The sequence below is a fragment of the Paracnuella aquatica genome (assembly GCF_003332885.2).
In the GTDB taxonomy this organism is placed as follows: Bacteria; Bacteroidota; Bacteroidia; order Chitinophagales; family Chitinophagaceae; genus Flavisolibacter; species Flavisolibacter aquaticus.
Genome location: NZ_QOWJ01000004.1, coordinates 274,501 through 290,766 on the forward strand (window position 1 = coordinate 274,501; position 16,266 = coordinate 290,766).

The following is a 16,266-nucleotide window of genomic DNA, read 5'->3' on the forward strand; positions in this document are numbered from 1 at the left end:
TAAGAAAGACGTTCGCCGTTGAAAAGAACCTTTTCAAATGGCATTAGATTGATAAATGTTTAGCGGCTCGGTCGTCGACTTTTGCAGTTGTATTTTCAATTGCCGTTGATGACTTTTCATACTTGATTTTCTTCTTCGTGCCCCTTTGTTCCTTCGTGTCTTCGTGGTTCAAAATACTTATTCCAGCACCAGCGCCAATACACAAAATGCATCGATGGCCAATAGCGCCGGTGGTAATTCGCCCCATTTACCGCAAGCCATTTTAATGACCGTCCAACTCAGGAAGCCCCAAATGATTCCCTGCGAAATAGAGTAAGTAAATGGGATGAGCACCATCGCTAAAAACGCCGGTATGGCATCATCCAACTGCAGCCAATTGATGCGGATAACAGGTTGCAGCATAAAGGCGCCCACCAGCACCAATGCTGGCGCAGTGGCAATGGAAGGCACCATGCTCAGCAACGGCGACAGGAACAAAAACGGCAAGAACAACAACCCGGCAACCACTGCCGTGAGGCCCGTGCGGCCGCCCTCTTTTATGCCCACTGCCGATTCGATAAAAGCAGTACCCGGACTGCTGCCCACCAGGCCTGCCACGGTTGTGGCCAACGCATCGGTAACCAGCGCCCTTTTTATATTGCGCGGCTCGCCGTTTTCATCTACCAAACCTGCTGCTTCCGACAGGCCCACAAGTGTAGAAAGCGAATCGAACAGGTCGGTAAAAACAAATGCAAAGATCACGGGCAGAACAGCAAACTGCAACGAGCCCCAAAGATCCAATTGGCCCACCAGGCTAAAATCGGGCGGTGCAAACAAACCGCTGAAATGAACCAGCGGCACACTGCCACCCCACCATCTTCCAATGGTAGCCGCCAGCAAAGTAGTAATGATGATGCCGAATAAAATGGCGCCTTTCATATTGCGCACAATAAATACCGCGGTAAGCAGCAGCCCCAACACAAACACCAGCACCGATGGCTGCAAAGCGCCGCGCCCAATGATCGTGGCTTTATTTTGCGCCACAAAACCTGCATTGGCCAGGCCAATAAGTGTGATGAACAAGCCAATGCCTGCGGCTATTGCATACCGCAGCGGTTTGGGTATGGCCCGCACAATGTGGGTGCGGATGTTGAACACCGAAAGCAACAGGAAAAAGATCCCTGACCAAAACACCGCACCCAGCGCGGTTTGCCAGGGCACACCCATGCCCAGCACAGCGCTGTAGGTAAAAAATGCGTTGAGGCCCATGCCCGGCGCCACCACCACGGGGTTGCGGGCATACAGCCCCATCAGCACCGAACTAAACAGGCACACCACCACCGTTGCCGTAGCCACAGCCGAAAAAGGCATACCTGTTTCGCTTAAAATGGCCGGGTTAACCACAATGATGTACGATGTGGCCAGGAACGTGGAAATGCCTGCAATGATCTCGGTCTGGATGTTGGTACCATTTGCCCGTAGCTGAAACAATCCCATACAAATGTTTTATAGTGGTGCGTTCAAATAAATAGGAATTGGAAAGGTAACCCGTGCAGGAACAACAGCAATGCCATTGCTCATTTCATGAATAGATCGCTGCGCTTAAATATTCAATTGCGGTAAACAAAACTGAGGTTGTCTGACATTGTAGCACCGTAGTTTAATTCCTCAAAACACCACCATTTATTTAACGGCATCTTTCAATATCAGCTTCCGAACTTTGCACCTTTTACTACCATGAACAAACAACTTTCAGATATACCTGTTTCCGTGCTGGACCTGGCCACCATCGTAGCCGGCGATACTCCCGGCGATGCATTTACCAAAAGCCGCGATATGGCGCAACATGCCGAAGCGCTGGGCTATACCCGTTACTGGTTTGCCGAGCACCACAATATGGAAAGCGTGGCATCGGCGGCCACTTCGGTCTTGGTGGGTTATGTGGCCGGCGCTACGCAAAAAATAAGGGTGGGTTCCGGTGGCGTAATGCTGCCCAACCATGCGCCGCTGATCATTGCCGAACAATTTGGCACACTGGCCTCTATGTATCCCAATCGCATCGACCTGGGCATTGGCCGTGCACCCGGCACTGATGGCGTCACCTCCATGGCCCTGCGGCGCAACCTCAATGCACCGGTGGAGCAGTTTCCCAACGATGTGATTGAAATATTGAATTACCTGGGCCCACATGATCCCGACGCCAAAGTACGGGCCATTCCCGGCGAAGGCACTAGTGTGCCAGTTTGGCTGCTGGGCTCCAGCACGTACAGTGCACAACTATCGGCCATGCTGGGCCTGCCCTTTGGTTTTGCCTCGCATTTTGCACCTACCTACCTACCCGATGCGTTGCAGTTGTACCGCCAACGCTTCCAGGAATCGCAGTTTTTACAACAGCCCTATGCACTGGCTTGTGTTAATGTGATTGCCGCCGAAACCGACGAAGAAGCGGAACGCCTCGCCACGTCATTTTATATGATGGCGCTGGGCATGATCCGCAACAAACGCATGCCGCTACAGCCACCCATTGACACGATGGAAGGTGTTTGGAACGATGCCGAAAAAGCAGCGGTGCGCCACATGATGCAATACAGCTTTGTGGGCAGTATTGCCACCGTCCGGCAGCAGTTGCAGGAGTTCCTCGATCAAACCGGTGTGGATGAAATAATGGTGGCGTCGCACATGTACAGCCACGAAGCAAAAAAGCGTTCGTTTGCGCTGATTGCACCGTTGTTCAAGGGTGCGGAGTAAGGAGCTTTTTATTACTGCAATAAAGTTTTATTAGCGGCAATAGATGCGGCAGCATTAATTGTAAATTTTCGCACCGCCTCATCAACATAGATGCAGTTGCGCTATACGAAAACGAGAAGCTACTCCACAGTTATTGTTCAAATTATCCTTGGCTAACTACGGCTAAATCTATTTTTAGTAAAAACATCATCCCGCAATCATGACGACATTGATTGCGGGATTTTTTAGCTATAAAAACGAGCATAGGCATAAATCAATATTGCCCAAGCAATGTCGTGTTTTGCCAATTTATTTTAACAAATAAAGCAGTATAGAAATTTAAAAACCGGAGGTTACTTTTTACAACCCATAGGAATCAATCAATACAAAACCTACGGTTATGAAAGCTCTTTCCTTGCTGCCCCTCTTTGCGCTGTGCATGCTTACTGCATGTGAAAACGGCGACGCCGAAAACACTTACGACATTACGACCGATACAACAGCTTACAATAAACCAAATAACCAGGCAGCAAAGCTAGTTAAGAAAGCAGGCGTCAACATCAAAGTACGCAATGCACAGGAGTCGGTGCGCAACGTATCGGTGCTGGTGCGCAGCATGGGAGGTATGATTACCCACCAGCAAATTGATGCTGCAGAAACCGACATAAAAGAGTTGCGCCTTTCCAATGATTCAGTGTTGCAAATAACGGCCTACACCACCACAGCTGATATAACAGCAAGGGTGCCATCGCACCACCTCGAAGACTTTCTGCAAGACGTACATGCATTGGGTTATTTTACCAGCAACAGCCAGCTTTCCATCGATGACAAAAGCCTGCACTATATGGTGCAGCAGCGGCAGCAGCGAAATCGGTCAACATTCCTGAAAACCGCTCCCAGCAAGCCATCCAAACCATCTACACCGATCGTTTCACTACAAGTGAACGACGAAATAATTGAGCAGGAACGCGAGATGCGGCAGATTGACCTGGATGTTGCATACAGCACGGTGCAGCTGCACCTAATGCAACACCCGATGGTGCGTAAAGAAGTAAAAGCAAACGCCGACCTTGCGAGTTACCAATTGCCCTTTACTACGCAATTGGCACAATCTTTTCAATCGGGCTGGAATTTGTTTTTACAATTCATAATAGCCGTTACCAACTTGTGGATGTTTATTGTTGCGGGTGTTGCTTTCTGGTACCTGGTAAAATTATGGAACCGCAAAAAACAACCGGTGCTTCGGTGAATTGTTTTTGCAAAACCCACTTAATACTCCATCAACTCCCATGCACTTTGATACGCATCATGCTCCTGTGCATAAGCAATGAAATCGGCATAAAAAGAAGCCTGTGCCAACGTAGCACTATCGCCCACTACTACCAGCTTTTTGCGGGCCCGCGTCATGGCCACATTCATGCGGCGGATGTCGGATAAAAAGCCAACAACACCTTCGGTATTACTGCGCACCATGCTGATAAAAATGGCATCACGTTCCTGCCCTTGAAAGGAGTCGATGGTATTGATGGAAAGTGCAGGATAAGATTGCAATACTTCATCCTTTGCTGCCAGTTCTTTTAGCAATTCCACTTGGTGGCGGTATGGCGAAATAACACCGATGCTTGGCGTTACCACGGCCGCAATTTGGGGCTGCAACGTTCCAACAAAACGCACCATTTGCTGCACCAAAAAACGGGCTTCTTCTTCATTGGAAAGCGATGTGCTTTCCAGCTTTTCTTCAAAGCCGCAGCCTGCGGTATCAATAAACAACAAGGGCTTATCGCCGGGTGCCAGCACATGGTCCGCAACAGATGGGTGCGCTATCAATTTGTTTTTGTAAAACTCCTGTGATGAAAAGCCCATGATGGTTTGGTGCATGCGGTATTGCTCCTGCAACAGCACCACCGATTCGGGATGGAGCGCTACGCATTTTTCCATCAATGTTGTGGCCAGTCCACCCTTTGCAGCTTCATCCGATTTGATGGTGGGCGGCAGTTGCCAATGGTCGCCGGCCATCACCACTTTTTTTGCTTTTAGAATCGGGATCCAGCAAGCGGGCTCCAAGGCTTGTGCCGCTTCATCAATCACCACCGTTTGAAATTTCAGGTGGCGTACCGTGTAGTGATTGGCACCAACCAGCGTAGCGGTGATCACATGCGCTTTCGACAACACATCTTCCACAATGTATTGCTCGGTGCGCTCCACATCACGGGCAATATTGCGGGCTTCGGCAAACAGCGCTTTGCGTTGTTCGCGTTCATCACGACCAAAACTGCGCTTGTACCGTTGCGCCATATCGCGGTACTCAGCGGCTTGTTTCTTTAAGCGTTTTATTTCCTTAAAACTTTGGTGTGCCGCCATCTTCCGGTCCAGCGTCAGGGCCAGTTGTGCTTCGGCCACCCTTGCCGGGTTGCCTACACGCACCACATTGAGGCCAACATCCGAAAGCTTTTCGCTGAGCAGGTCCACGGCCGCATTGGACGGCGCCACCACCAAAACCTGAGCGCCGTCCTGGCGGTGCAGCAATCGTATGGCCTGAACCAAGGTTGTGGTTTTGCCGGTGCCGGGCGGGCCATGCACAATAGCCAGTTCATTAGCGGTTAAAATATTTTTTACGGCCTCGGTTTGTGATGGATTCAAACCACTGATTGGTGGCAGGTTGATGCCGTTATTAAACGTTGGTGCCTGTCCACCGGTAAGCACCTGCACCATGCGGCCACGTTCTTTATCATCGATGATGGCAGATGCGCTTTTCAGCGCTGCTTCCATTTCCTGGTAACTGGCTTCATCAAACACTGCATCAATACCCAGTTTGCCGTTGCGGGTCCAGTCGGGCAGGTCCTCAATGCGCAGAGAAATCTTCAACCGGTTGCCGCTGATGTGTGTGATAACACCGTCCACGCGGTCGGCCTTTGGATCGTGGTTGGAAAAAAGCGCGGCCGACATGCCAAAGCGCAATTGGTGCAACACATCGGTGTGGGTAGTGCGCTCCACCTCCACCGTCAGGTAATCGCCGCGGCCAATTTCTGTTTCGCGAATGGCAATAGGATACCATGTAAGCCCCGATTCGCGGCGGTCGGCCACCGGCAAAGTTTCCATCAGCTGGCGGTAACTGCGTCGGTCTTCTTCCTGCTCCACCTGCAGCAGGCGCTGCAGTTGTTTGAAATAATCCATGCGGGCAAAGGTAACGGCCGCAAGGGCACTAAGTCACAGGTACTGCTGTGGAATAATGCGCGGTATTTAACTTAAAACTTCAACGCTTTTTCACCGCGGTAATCTGGTGCATGTTTTCGATCTGCCATTGTTTGGATTGGACCACTTCGGTAAGCAGGGTACGCATTTGTTCGGCAGCCATTCGGGGCAGGTCGCTTTTAAGTGCAGCCAGTTCCACCTGTTTTTTTCCGTTGGCCTGGATGCGGGTCAGGTCATCGCGGTTGAGCAGGTTAAACATGCCTTCGTCGAAATTGTAATATTTATAATCCGGCTCGATGCTCAAAATCTCGGGTTCGGGAAAAGAGATCAGTTTTATTTTGCGGTCCTTTTCATCGGCTTCCCAAACGCATTTTTCAAAATCAAAACCCACCAACACCTTGGCTTGTATAATGACGAGGGCCCGCTTGGTGGAGGGAATGAAACCAAACAGCTTTTTGGTTTCTTCATAGTTGTACAACTCGTTGAAATAGCCTTCCACCAAAACTATTTTAAACACCTTGCGAATGCCTTCCACCACCGTATGCGAGGTTTCCCGCACCTGCACGGTTTGGCCTTTGCTGCGCAGTTTCCAAAACAAAAACATGATGAAAGCACCCAACAACAGGCCCAGCAAAAGCAGCAGGAAGTTGTCCGTCATGGCGTTCGGTAATTAGATGCAAGGGTTGTTACAAAATTCATGCTCGGCCGGGGGCCGTGCCCGGAACGGTACGGCGTTTGTGCTGCTATTGGCCTATTTCTTTTTTAACCTTAAAAAAAATGTTATGGCACAGGAAAAAGGCAACCGCGAACAGGGCAACCGCAGCGGGCACGAACATGGCCGCAACGAAAGCATCGGCAACCAGCAGGGCACGGCACAAACCGGCGCACAAAACAACGGCGGTGAAAACATCGACCGCGAGGAAGACCAGTACACCGAAGACCTGCGCCAGTCGGGCCAGCGCAAAAGCCGGGATGAGGACAGGGAACGCTAAAAGCCTTGCAAACAAGTTGAAAACAACCGGTGAATGATTCACCCGCAAAACCCGGAAGTGTCTGCACTTCCGGGTTTTGCGTTACACCGTTGTTGCAATACACCGCGTTTATTTTCACCACAATGATTACGCAGCATGTTTGCCCTTGCTTTAAGGCTAAATAATAAAGCTGCAACTTTGTGCTCCTATTCTATCACTGAAACACAACCGAAAATGAAGCCGTACGTTATATGCCACATGCTGGGCTCGGTAGATGGCCGCATCAAACAAGACATCTGGGGTTTTAAAGACCACCACAAATATTTTGAAGAACCGGCATCAAAAATCAAAGCCGATGCATGGCTGGTGGGCCGTGTAACCATGCAGGAGTTTTCGAGTAAAAAAGCACCTGCTAAAAGACGTGGCCGCGTAAACATTCCGAGAGAAGATTTTGTGGCGGAGTACAAAGCCAAAACATTTGCAGTGGTGATCGACCCTTCGGGCAAATGCCATTGGGATACCAACATGGTATCAACAGAGCATGTGATTGAAGTGCTGACGGAGCAGGTTTCCGGTGCTTACCTGGCACACCTGCAAGAGCAAAATGTGTCGTACATTTTTGGCGGCGAAACTGAACTCGATCTGAAGCTGGTGCTGAAAAAACTGTATAAATTATTTGGCATTAAAAGGCTGCGCATTGATGGCGGCGGCCATGTAAACGGCTCGTTCCTGAAAGCGGGATTGATCGATGAATTCAGCCTGGTGCTGGCACCTGTTGCCGATGGCACCATTGGCGCACCTACCGTGTTTGAAGCCGAAGAAGGTTATGGCAAACGCAAAGCCACGCAGTTTACTTTAAAATCAGTAAAGAAGATCTACAACGACTTTTTGTGGATACGCTATGAAGTGTTGCGCGGTAAGTCGGGGCGATGATGAACACTGTGCGGCGAAAGGAAGATGAATTTTTTTTCGCGTTTAGCACAACACATTGACAGATATAATTTCGTTTGAAAGAGCAGGTATAAGCCTGCTCTTTTTGTTTCTATGCTTCGCTAAATCTTCTGCGGCTCCAACTTTAGTAATGTAAAAAAATCCACCTCCCCTATTTCCCGCACAGCGCCTGGTTGGAGGTCGCCCAATTGCAGGTCTTCAATCGAAGTGCGAATCAGCCGCATACAACGGTGCCGCACAGCCGAAACCATTTTGCGCACCTGCCGGTATTTTCCTTCGGTAAGGCTTATTTCAACCCAGGTGTGCTGTATGTAATCAGACACCGGGAATGGCGATGGAAACAAGTCTGCAGGTGGATCCACAATCGCAACATCGCAGGGAGGTGTGCGGTACATGCCGCCTGCATCGGTGGGTATGTGCACACCGGTGCGCAACCGTTGCACTGTTTCATCACTCATCTTATTGCGCACCTGCACCAAGTACGTGCGGCGGTGCGCCACCGGCCCGTTAAACAACAGCCTGGTGATCTTTTTATTGGTGGTGAGCAGCAACAGTCCTTCGGAGTCTTTATCAAGCCGGCCAATGGCATGTATGCCCTCCGGAAAATTATACCGCAGATCACCCAGCAACCCTACATTGTGCGGACTGCTGAACTGCGACACCATACCCGCAGGTTTGTTCAATACAAAATACCGGTGACCATGCGCTTCCATGGCAGCAATGTAGGCTAAATGAAGCAGGCATTGAAAACGCGGTGAAACTACTTGCGGCTAAACCAGCCTGGCCAGTGCTTTGTACCTTTAAGCAGGCAGCACTTTTATTTAAAGAAATCAACATGAGCAACCTCATTCTGGATAAAGCATTTGTAGGCGGACAATGGACCGCTGCGGGCAGCGGCAAAACATTTAGCGTAAACAACCCCGCAACCGGCGAAGTGATTGGCGATGTGCCCGATATGGATGCGGCAGATGTTGCCAAAGCCATTGATGCGGCCGATGCTGCATGGGCACAGTACCGCGGCTGGACCGCAAAACAACGTGCTGCACTGCTGCGCAAATGGTTTGACCTGATGATTGCACACAAAGCCGAACTGGCCCGCATCATGACGCTTGAATCGGGTAAAGTAATCAAAGAAAGCCTTGGCGAAGTGGAGTATGGCGCTTCGTTTATTGAATGGTTTGCCGAGGAAGCTAAGCGTACTTATGGCGATGTGATTCCGCAACATACTGGCGATCGCAGGCTGGTGGTGATCAAACAACCCATAGGTGTTGTGGCAGCTATTACACCGTGGAATTTTCCATTGGCAATGATCACCCGCAAGGTGGGCCCCGCACTGGCTGCAGGCTGCACCGTGGTGGTAAAGCCGCCCGCCGAAACGCCACTTACTGCACTTGCACTTGCGCAACTGGCTGAGCAGGCTGGTTTTCCGCCCGGTGTGTACAACACCGTTACTTCCAGCCAAAGCAGTGATGTGGGCAAAGAGCTGTGCACCAACCCAAAGGTTCGGAAGCTTTCGTTTACCGGCTCCACCGAAGTGGGCCGCATACTGATGTCGCAATGTGCCAACGACCTCAAAAGGTTGTCGCTGGAACTGGGCGGTAATGCGCCTTTTATCGTATTTGATGATGCAGACATTAAAGCGGCTGTGCAAGGTGCGCTGGTGTCGAAATACCGGCACAATGGGCAAACCTGCGTATGTGTGAACCGCATACTGGTGCAGCGCGGCGTGTATGATGCTTTCCTGGAGCAATTTACTGAAGCAGTAAAAAGCCTCAAGACCGGCGATGTATTGAATGAAAACGTCCAAGTAGGCCCGCTGATCAACAAAGCGGGTTTGAAAAAAGTGGAGGCACATATTGCCGATGCGGTGCAAAAAGGCGCAGAGATCAAAACCGGTGGCGCGGTGAAAGAGGGACTGTTTTTTGAACCTACCGTGCTGGCACCTGCCACACCCGATATGCTGATTGCAAAAGAAGAAGTGTTTGGCCCGGTGGCGCCCATTTTCCCGTTCGATGATGAAGCCGAAGCGATACGAATGGCAAACGATACGGAGTACGGATTGGCCGCCTATTTCTACAGCCGAGATGTGGCCCGCTGCTGGCGGGTGGCAGAGGCACTGGAGTATGGCATGGTTGGCATCAACGAAGGGCTTATTTCCACTGAAGTGGCGCCTTTTGGCGGCATCAAGCAATCGGGCTTTGGCCGCGAGGGTTCGAAATACGGCATGGACGCTTATATGGAACTAAAATACCTGTGTTTTGGCAACATGGGCTGATGATTTTATGGCATAAAAAAAGGCAGCCTTCACGAACGAAAGCTGCCTGGCCAAATCACTCACACACTTCACACACCTCAAAAATTTATAAGGTTAAATAAGGCTGAACCACAGGTGGATGTGCACCTGCCGGGCCTTCCCTTTTTTGTTCTTTTCGTTGCACCGCATCATACAGGTCATCCATCAAATCGGCCTCTTCTGTACTTCCGGTGCAATGCCGCCCTTCTTTTACAAACCGCACATCGATCGGTGGTACATTTTCGGCACTGCCACCGTATCGCAGCAGGCTTGCTTCATAGCCTAATGCGCCGCTTTGAACCACATGGTAATGCGCCAATGCATTTTTAAACAGCACAACCACCGTATGTTCCATTACTCCACGTTTATTATTCATTCTTTCCAAAGAGAGTGCCGTATCGGCAATTAACCCGCTGCCGTTTAGATGCTTCCGGCACGGGTTTCCGTTTCGGGTGTTTGTGTAGAAATGGGGCCTAATCGGGAAAAACCGTTTGATGTAAATGAGTAAAAACAAACCATTTGTATCACAAAGCCGGGAAAAAATTTCAGGCAAATGGCTGAATTGGCACCATGTATGTTAAACTAACCCCATTACCTAAAAAATTCAACCTATGACCACCCAGCAATTCAACACCATCCATCATTGCAAGGAGTTGCGGCGCATCCTCATCAAAGGCGCATGCATTGGCAGCCGCCAAACATCCGATATGCAGGTGCTCCTGTTCCAGTTACCAAAGGTTTACGTGGAAGTGTTTCTAAACACAGTAGGCGACGAAGTGTTGGGTAAACGAAATTTTAAAAGCCTGGTTGGACTGCAGCCTTACCTGCAGCCAGCGAGCCATTCTTAATCATCAAAACCAGTGTGCATGACAATGACGTTAAGAGGTTTTTGTGCCATGAGCGAAGGTGCAAAAAGAGAAACCGTGGAGTTGTGGGGTGACCCGCTTACCGAGAAGGTGGTACCGGGCTACCGTGTGAAGGTGTACCAGTTGCACGATTTTTATGTAGAAGTGTATCACAATGCTAAGAACGGACAAGTAGAACGGCACCGGGCTTGCAACAGAAGGGAAACAGTTGTTGGATAGGCAGAAAATACTGAAGTTGGAAAACCACCGCGACGAAACAACCCGGTAAGATGTACCCCCGGGTTGTTTTTATTTTACAGATGGCTCATTGATCGAACGGCTAATGTTTACACAGCATCAGACAAGGAGCTGAAATTAAAATCCCGCGTTTTTACCGGTGGCACCAGGTTGTTGCCAATACGCACCGGCCGGCCCACCACTTCCAGGTTGCGAAAGATCTGCAGCGGGCTTTCATTGAACCGGAAGTTTTTTACGGCATGTTTAATCTTCCCTTTTTCAATAAAAAAAACACCGTCCCGCGTTAGGCCCGTTACCAGCAAGCTTTGTTGGTTCAGCGGTCGCATGTACCAGGTGCGGGTCACCAGTATGGTATTGTCCGATTCGCGAATCATTTCTTCCAATGATTTGGTGCCGCCGGCCACAATGATATTGCCCGGTGCGGGCATTGCTTTCACGCCCTGTTTATCGGCCCAAAACCTGGAGTACACCAGGTTTTTCAACACGCCTTTTTCCACCCACATAACTTTTTCCTGCGGGCGGCCATCCGGCGCAAAAGGCATGGCAGGCACTTCGGGATGTGCGGGGTCGGAGTAAATGGTGAGCAGGTCGCTGAACAGTTTTTCACCCACTTTATTGCCGCCGCCTTTGTTTCCAAAAAAACTGCGGCCCTCATCGGCATTACGGGCATCTAGGGCGCCCATAAAATTGGAAAGAAAACTGCTGTCGCCGTTACCTGCAAGTGCTGCAGGCTCCAGTATCACGGTGTATTTGCCGGGTGGTAGTTCGATGGCGCTGGCCGATGCTTTTGCTTTTTGCATGGCCAATGTTGTGGCCGCCTTGCTGTCCACCTTCGATGCGTCGGTAAAGCTTTGCACCGCGAACCCCGACCCGCGGCCATCTGCCGTACGAACGGTGGTGGTGAGCTCAATGCTGGTGGCCTTATTGTATCCAAACAAACCCCTGCTGTTGCTAATGGCAATAAAACCGGTAGTGTCTTCGAGGTAGCCGGAGCCATCCACTTTTGCTTCGCGGCAGGGCCTGATGCTGGCCCCTGCCAGCGCCGCACGGAATGCAGGCGTAATGGCTGCTGTTTTCTCGGAATAGTTGGCAGCCTTAGCGTATTGCTGCGGGCCCAACAGCGGCAGGTGCTCGCTGTTTTCCGGTGCCAGCCGCGCCACTTCTTCGGCTTGCTGCACGGCGCTTTTTATGGCGGCATCATTCAGCTCGTTAATGGTAACGCTACCGCTCCTTTTTCCAAAATAAGTGGTGATCGTAAGCGTCAGGTTTTCCCGTTCGCCGCTGGTGGTTACCATGTTTTGTGCAAACCTGATATTGCCCGTGCGGCTGCCATTGATGGCCACGCTGGTTTCGTCGGCGGTGGCATGGGCCAACACAGTGTCGATGATTTTTTTTGCTTCCTGTTCGGTGAGAAGTTGCATGAAATGTACTGGTTGAAATTAAGCAGAGGCCTGCGTGTTGATAACATTTACCCCATTGAACCTTGTGGTGGCACAACCATGCGATACGGCACTGGCTTGTCCCGGCTGTCCTTTACCATCGTTAAATGTACCAAAGCTGCGGTAATCGCCGGCATCGCAGGTTTGCACGCAGGCGTTCCAAAACTCCTGTGTGTTGGATTGATAAGCCACATCTTCGAGCATGCCCTTGATTTCACCGTTTATTATTTCAAAAAACAGTTGGCCGCCAAACTGGAAATTATAACGCTGCTGGTCGATGGAGTAAGAGCCGCGGCCCAAAATATAAATGCCTTTTTCCACGTTGCGGATCATTTCGGCAGGCGATAGTTTTTCCTTGCTAGGCCGCAACGACACATTGGGCATGCGTTGAAATTGCACCGACCCCCAACTATCCGCGTGGCTGCACCCATGCGATTCTTTTTGCCCCAGCAGGTGCACTTGGTCACGGGTAGCCTGGTAGTTTACCAAAATGCCTTTTCGGATCAGGTCCCATTCTTTTGCCGGCACGCCATCGTCGTCAAAGCCAATGGTGTTGAGCAAATAGGGTTGCGTTCTGTCGGCCACCACGTTTACCACATCGCTGCCAAATTTAAAGTTGCCGGACTTCCATTTATCCAGCGTGGCAAACGAAGTACCTGCATAGTTGGCTTCGTATCCAAGTACCCGGTCCAGCTCCAGCGGGTGGCCAATCGATTCGTGGATGGTGAGTCCCAAATGGGTTGGATCGAGCACCAGGTCGTATTTACCCGGCGCTACGCTTTTCGCTTTGTGCTTTTCTTTGGCATGGCGTGTGGCCTGTACTGCATCTTCCACCATGTCGTATTTGTTGCGGTACAGTGTCAGCCCCGCAGGGCCTTGCAACTTTTCTGATGCGGTGCCTTCCAGATATTCCCAACCGCGGCCCATAGGTGCACTCAATGAATCCCGCGTTTTAAACTTACCGGTTTGGCGGTCCACCACGGTTACCGAAAAAACCGGATTCAGCCGGTGTATGTCCTGCGCCACATAAGTGCCGTCGGTAGAAGCGTAATATTTTTGTTCGTTTACAAACGAAAGATTGGAAGTAATAAAGCTTGCACCTTCTTTCATCGCGGCGTTGTTCACCTCCATCAGCAGGGCCACTTTATCGGCAACGGGCACTTCAAAAGGATTTTTTTCAATGGGCGTTTTCCACTCCTTTTCGCCGAGGCCTTTTTGCGGCACCAGGTAAACCGGTTCGGTACGCAAACTGGCGTTTGCCTTGGCAATGGCCACCGCCTGCGCGGCACATTGTGCAATGCCCTCTTTGGTCACGTTGTTGGTGGCCGCAAAGCCCCACGAGCCAGCGGCAATCACCCTGATGCCTACGCCGTACGAAGCATTGTTGGCAATGCTTTGCACTTTGGCTTCGCGGGTGGCAATATTTTGCTGCAGGTAGCGGCTGATGCGTACATCGGCATAGGTAGCACCTTTGGCCCGGGCCGCTGCAAGGGCTGCATCGGCGAGTGCTTTTTTGGTGGCTTTGTCGGGGGCCTGCTCCAAAAACTGCGCAGGATCAACTGCATTGCCCCACAACAGGTCGGGCATCATCAGGGCGCCCACACCCATTGATGTCATCCGGAGAAAATCGGCTCGTTTCAAAATAAATACTTTGGATTAATTGGGTTCAACTTACGCCATTTACCCAATATTTTCCAAACAGAAAGCCAGTGCTGCGCCGATTGTTTGCTTGTATAAAAATGCTGTTGCTGCATTTTTTATTGATCCACCATTACCACCACTTTGCCCACGGTATTGCCTTGCTGAAACAAGTGTATGGCATCGTGCATTTGTGCAAATGGAAATACATGCCCCACATGTTGCGGGTCCAGTTGTAGTGCCTGCAAGCGTTGGAGCATGTGCAGCATCAGGTCGGTTTGTTCGTATAAAAAAATGAGGTTGAACCCCATCAACGATTTGTTTTGCGACGGCAACCGCAATGGGTCAATTTTCGGCCGGCGCAAAAACCGCCAAGCCAGGCGCAGGTAATCGGGTTTTGCGCCATGGGATGTAAACGAGGCGCTGCCGTAGGCAATCATACGGCCCATGGGCGCCATGGCATTCCAGCTTTGTTGTAAAATAGGGCCGCCAATACATTCCAGCACCAGGTGCAAAGGGCGCCCATCCAGTGCCGTGGCTAGTTTTGCAGCAAAATGCTCGTCCCGAACAATCACTGCATCGTAGCCTTCGCTGTTCAACAGAAAATCAACCTTGCCCTTGCTGCCCACCGTGCCAATGGTGTAGGCATTGAACTTTTTACAAATGCGGTTGGCCATGATGCCTACGCCACCCGCTGCACTATGTATGAGCACGTTCATACCCCGGTGCAGGTTGCCCAGTTCGGTGAGGGCATAAAAAGCCGTTAAACCCTGCACCAAGAAGCCGGCGCCTTGCTCAAAACTCCAGCCTTCGGACAGGGGAATGATATAGCGATGATTGATGTTGATGTGCGACACATAGCCGCCAAACTTGGTGGCGCCCATCACCCGGTCGCCCTTTTTTAAAGCCGTTACGTTGCTGCCAACAGCCAGCACTTCACCGGAAAACTCCAGCCCAGGAATGAACGAGCCAGGCGGCGTGGCGCTGTACAAACCCTGCATGGCAAATATGTCGGCGAAGTTGAGCCCGATGGCCCGAACAGCTACGCAAACTTCATCACTTGCAGGTTCGGGCAACGGCTCTTGCTGCAGGGTTAAATGTTTGATGGAGCCTGCTTTGGGCATGCGGTATACCTGTCGTTTAATTCCGTTCATTGATTTGCTCTTTTGGAATGTTGGCTACTGCAGTCTGAAACAAAAAGTTGAAGACACAAAAATCCTGATCATCGGAGTCTATCTTTTAACTACAAACAGTATTTGCAGAAACTACAGCAAGCTGCAAGCTAATTTTTTAACCGAACTAAAACTGAATGATTGCCTGCTGTTTGATTGCGCTGCATTTGCCTACCACCCTAAAATGTTAACTTTAAAAGCAGTACCGATATGAAGCGGCAAATGCAAAACCAATGTTTATGCAACAATACCGACTCCTCCTTTCTATAATTGCTTTGATGGCAACTGCCTGTACTAAGGAAACTGCCGATATTTCAGAACCCAGCCAAGAAACCAGCATTGCCCATGCGACCGTGGTTGCATCCGGCCCGATGATTTATTCCTCCAAAACAAGCGGCGGATCGGTTGCTATTTACCGCCAGCCCAACAGCAAACACCTGCTGAAACTGGAAGGCGTACACCTGGCCGCTGAACACGGACTCGTCATTTACCTGTCACCAGAAAAAACACTGGGTGCCGGTTCGGTAAAAATTTGCAGCGTGGCGCAACTGGATGGCACAGCCCTGTACGAACTGCTTACAGGTTTTGATTTTTCCCTGCTGAAATACCTAGTAATTCAAACAGAACCCTGGGAAGAAACGGTAGCCACGGCAACACTTGCGTAGGCATGCTCAACCCGATGTAATGGCGCACAGGAGCCCATTCCAGCCATTAATTGGTTAAATTTAGCGATGTGGTTGGGTGCACTTTTCATTTTCCTGTTTTTTAGAGTACTTTCAGCCCTTCAACCGACAATCCCCT

At 50.5% G+C, this 16,266-nt stretch carries 16 protein-coding genes; 8 read left to right on the top strand and 8 right to left on the bottom strand.

From position 1 onward, the window contains the following. Positions 1–177: 177 nt before the first annotated feature. Positions 178–1,476 (bottom strand): NCS2 family permease, encoded by a 1,299-nt coding sequence (locus DRJ53_RS08830; protein ID WP_114235246.1) that lies wholly within the window; start codon positions 1,474–1,476, stop codon positions 178–180. A gap of 240 nt (positions 1,477–1,716) precedes the next feature. Here DRJ53_RS08830 and DRJ53_RS08835 point away from each other — a divergent pair, with 240 nt between their 5' ends. Together DRJ53_RS08835 and DRJ53_RS08840 are read left to right on the top strand one after the other, a co-directional pair. Next, positions 1,717–2,727: an LLM class flavin-dependent oxidoreductase gene (locus DRJ53_RS08835; protein ID WP_114235247.1), complete on the top strand. Its 1,011-nt coding sequence runs from the start codon at positions 1,717–1,719 to the stop codon at positions 2,725–2,727. 379 nt (positions 2,728–3,106) lie between these two features. After that, positions 3,107–3,955, top strand: coding sequence for a DUF4349 domain-containing protein (locus DRJ53_RS08840; protein ID WP_114235248.1), 849 nt, complete (start codon positions 3,107–3,109; stop codon positions 3,953–3,955). Between the two features lie 20 nt (positions 3,956–3,975). Here DRJ53_RS08840 and DRJ53_RS08845 read toward each other — a convergent pair whose 3' ends face one another. Both DRJ53_RS08845 and DRJ53_RS08850 read right to left on the bottom strand, forming a co-directional pair. After that, a complete protein-coding gene (locus DRJ53_RS08845) occupies positions 3,976–5,880 on the bottom strand; it encodes an AAA domain-containing protein (protein WP_114235249.1) in 1,905 nt (634 codons plus the stop codon). Positions 5,881–5,959: 79 nt separating this feature from the next. Next, a complete protein-coding gene (locus DRJ53_RS08850; protein WP_114235250.1) occupies positions 5,960–6,556 on the bottom strand; it encodes a DUF4230 domain-containing protein in 597 nt (198 codons plus the stop codon). Between the two features lie 124 nt (positions 6,557–6,680). Here DRJ53_RS08850 and DRJ53_RS08855 point away from each other — a divergent pair, with 124 nt between their 5' ends. Beyond that, positions 6,681–6,890 (top strand): hypothetical protein, encoded by a 210-nt coding sequence (locus DRJ53_RS08855; protein ID WP_123893455.1) that lies wholly within the window; start codon positions 6,681–6,683, stop codon positions 6,888–6,890. A gap of 213 nt (positions 6,891–7,103) precedes the next feature. After that, positions 7,104–7,802 carry a dihydrofolate reductase family protein gene (locus DRJ53_RS08860; protein ID WP_114235252.1) on the top strand — a complete coding sequence of 233 codons (699 nt, stop codon included), beginning with the start codon at positions 7,104–7,106 and terminating at the stop codon, positions 7,800–7,802. A gap of 119 nt (positions 7,803–7,921) precedes the next feature. On the opposite strand, the gene DRJ53_RS08865 is transcribed toward DRJ53_RS08860, so the two are convergent. After that, positions 7,922–8,533 carry a pseudouridine synthase gene (locus DRJ53_RS08865; protein WP_114235253.1) on the bottom strand — a complete coding sequence of 204 codons (612 nt, stop codon included), beginning with the start codon at positions 8,531–8,533 and terminating at the stop codon, positions 7,922–7,924. Between the two features lie 122 nt (positions 8,534–8,655). Between DRJ53_RS08865 and DRJ53_RS08870 the strand changes: the two genes are divergently transcribed. After that, entirely contained in the window at positions 8,656–10,095 is a 1,440-nt protein-coding gene (locus DRJ53_RS08870) for an NAD-dependent succinate-semialdehyde dehydrogenase (RefSeq protein ID WP_114235298.1), read from the top strand. An 85-nt stretch (positions 10,096–10,180) separates the two neighbouring features. Here the strand turns inward: DRJ53_RS08870 and DRJ53_RS08875 are convergent, their stop codons facing one another. Next, entirely contained in the window at positions 10,181–10,468 is a 288-nt protein-coding gene (locus tag DRJ53_RS08875; RefSeq protein WP_114235254.1) for a type 2 periplasmic-binding domain-containing protein, read from the bottom strand. Positions 10,469–10,724: 256 nt separating this feature from the next. Between DRJ53_RS08875 and DRJ53_RS08880 the strand changes: the two genes are divergently transcribed. Next, positions 10,725–10,961, top strand: a complete 237-nt coding sequence (locus tag DRJ53_RS08880) for a hypothetical protein (protein WP_114235255.1) — start codon at positions 10,725–10,727, stop codon at positions 10,959–10,961. Positions 10,962–10,979: 18 nt separating this feature from the next. Next, positions 10,980–11,198: a hypothetical protein gene (locus DRJ53_RS08885; RefSeq protein WP_123893457.1), complete on the top strand. Its 219-nt coding sequence runs from the start codon at positions 10,980–10,982 to the stop codon at positions 11,196–11,198. Between the two features lie 107 nt (positions 11,199–11,305). Here the strand turns inward: DRJ53_RS08885 and DRJ53_RS08890 are convergent, their stop codons facing one another. The 3 genes from DRJ53_RS08890 to DRJ53_RS08900 all read right to left on the bottom strand — a co-directional run bounded on the left by DRJ53_RS08890 (position 11,306) and on the right by DRJ53_RS08900 (position 15,447). Continuing rightward, the gene (locus DRJ53_RS08890) at positions 11,306–12,637 is read right to left on the bottom strand and encodes a TldD/PmbA family protein (protein ID WP_114235257.1); all 1,332 of its coding nucleotides are present in this window, start codon (positions 12,635–12,637) and stop codon (positions 11,306–11,308) included. Between the two features lie 18 nt (positions 12,638–12,655). Then, positions 12,656–14,296 carry a TldD/PmbA family protein gene (locus tag DRJ53_RS08895; RefSeq protein ID WP_114235258.1) on the bottom strand — a complete coding sequence of 547 codons (1,641 nt, stop codon included), beginning with the start codon at positions 14,294–14,296 and terminating at the stop codon, positions 12,656–12,658. A gap of 116 nt (positions 14,297–14,412) precedes the next feature. Then, positions 14,413–15,447, bottom strand: coding sequence for a synaptic vesicle VAT-1 family membrane protein (locus tag DRJ53_RS08900; protein WP_114235259.1), 1,035 nt, complete (start codon positions 15,445–15,447; stop codon positions 14,413–14,415). 257 nt (positions 15,448–15,704) lie between these two features. Between DRJ53_RS08900 and DRJ53_RS08905 the strand changes: the two genes are divergently transcribed. Next, positions 15,705–16,130: a hypothetical protein gene (locus DRJ53_RS08905; protein WP_123893459.1), complete on the top strand. Its 426-nt coding sequence runs from the start codon at positions 15,705–15,707 to the stop codon at positions 16,128–16,130. Positions 16,131–16,266: the final 136 nt, after the last annotated feature.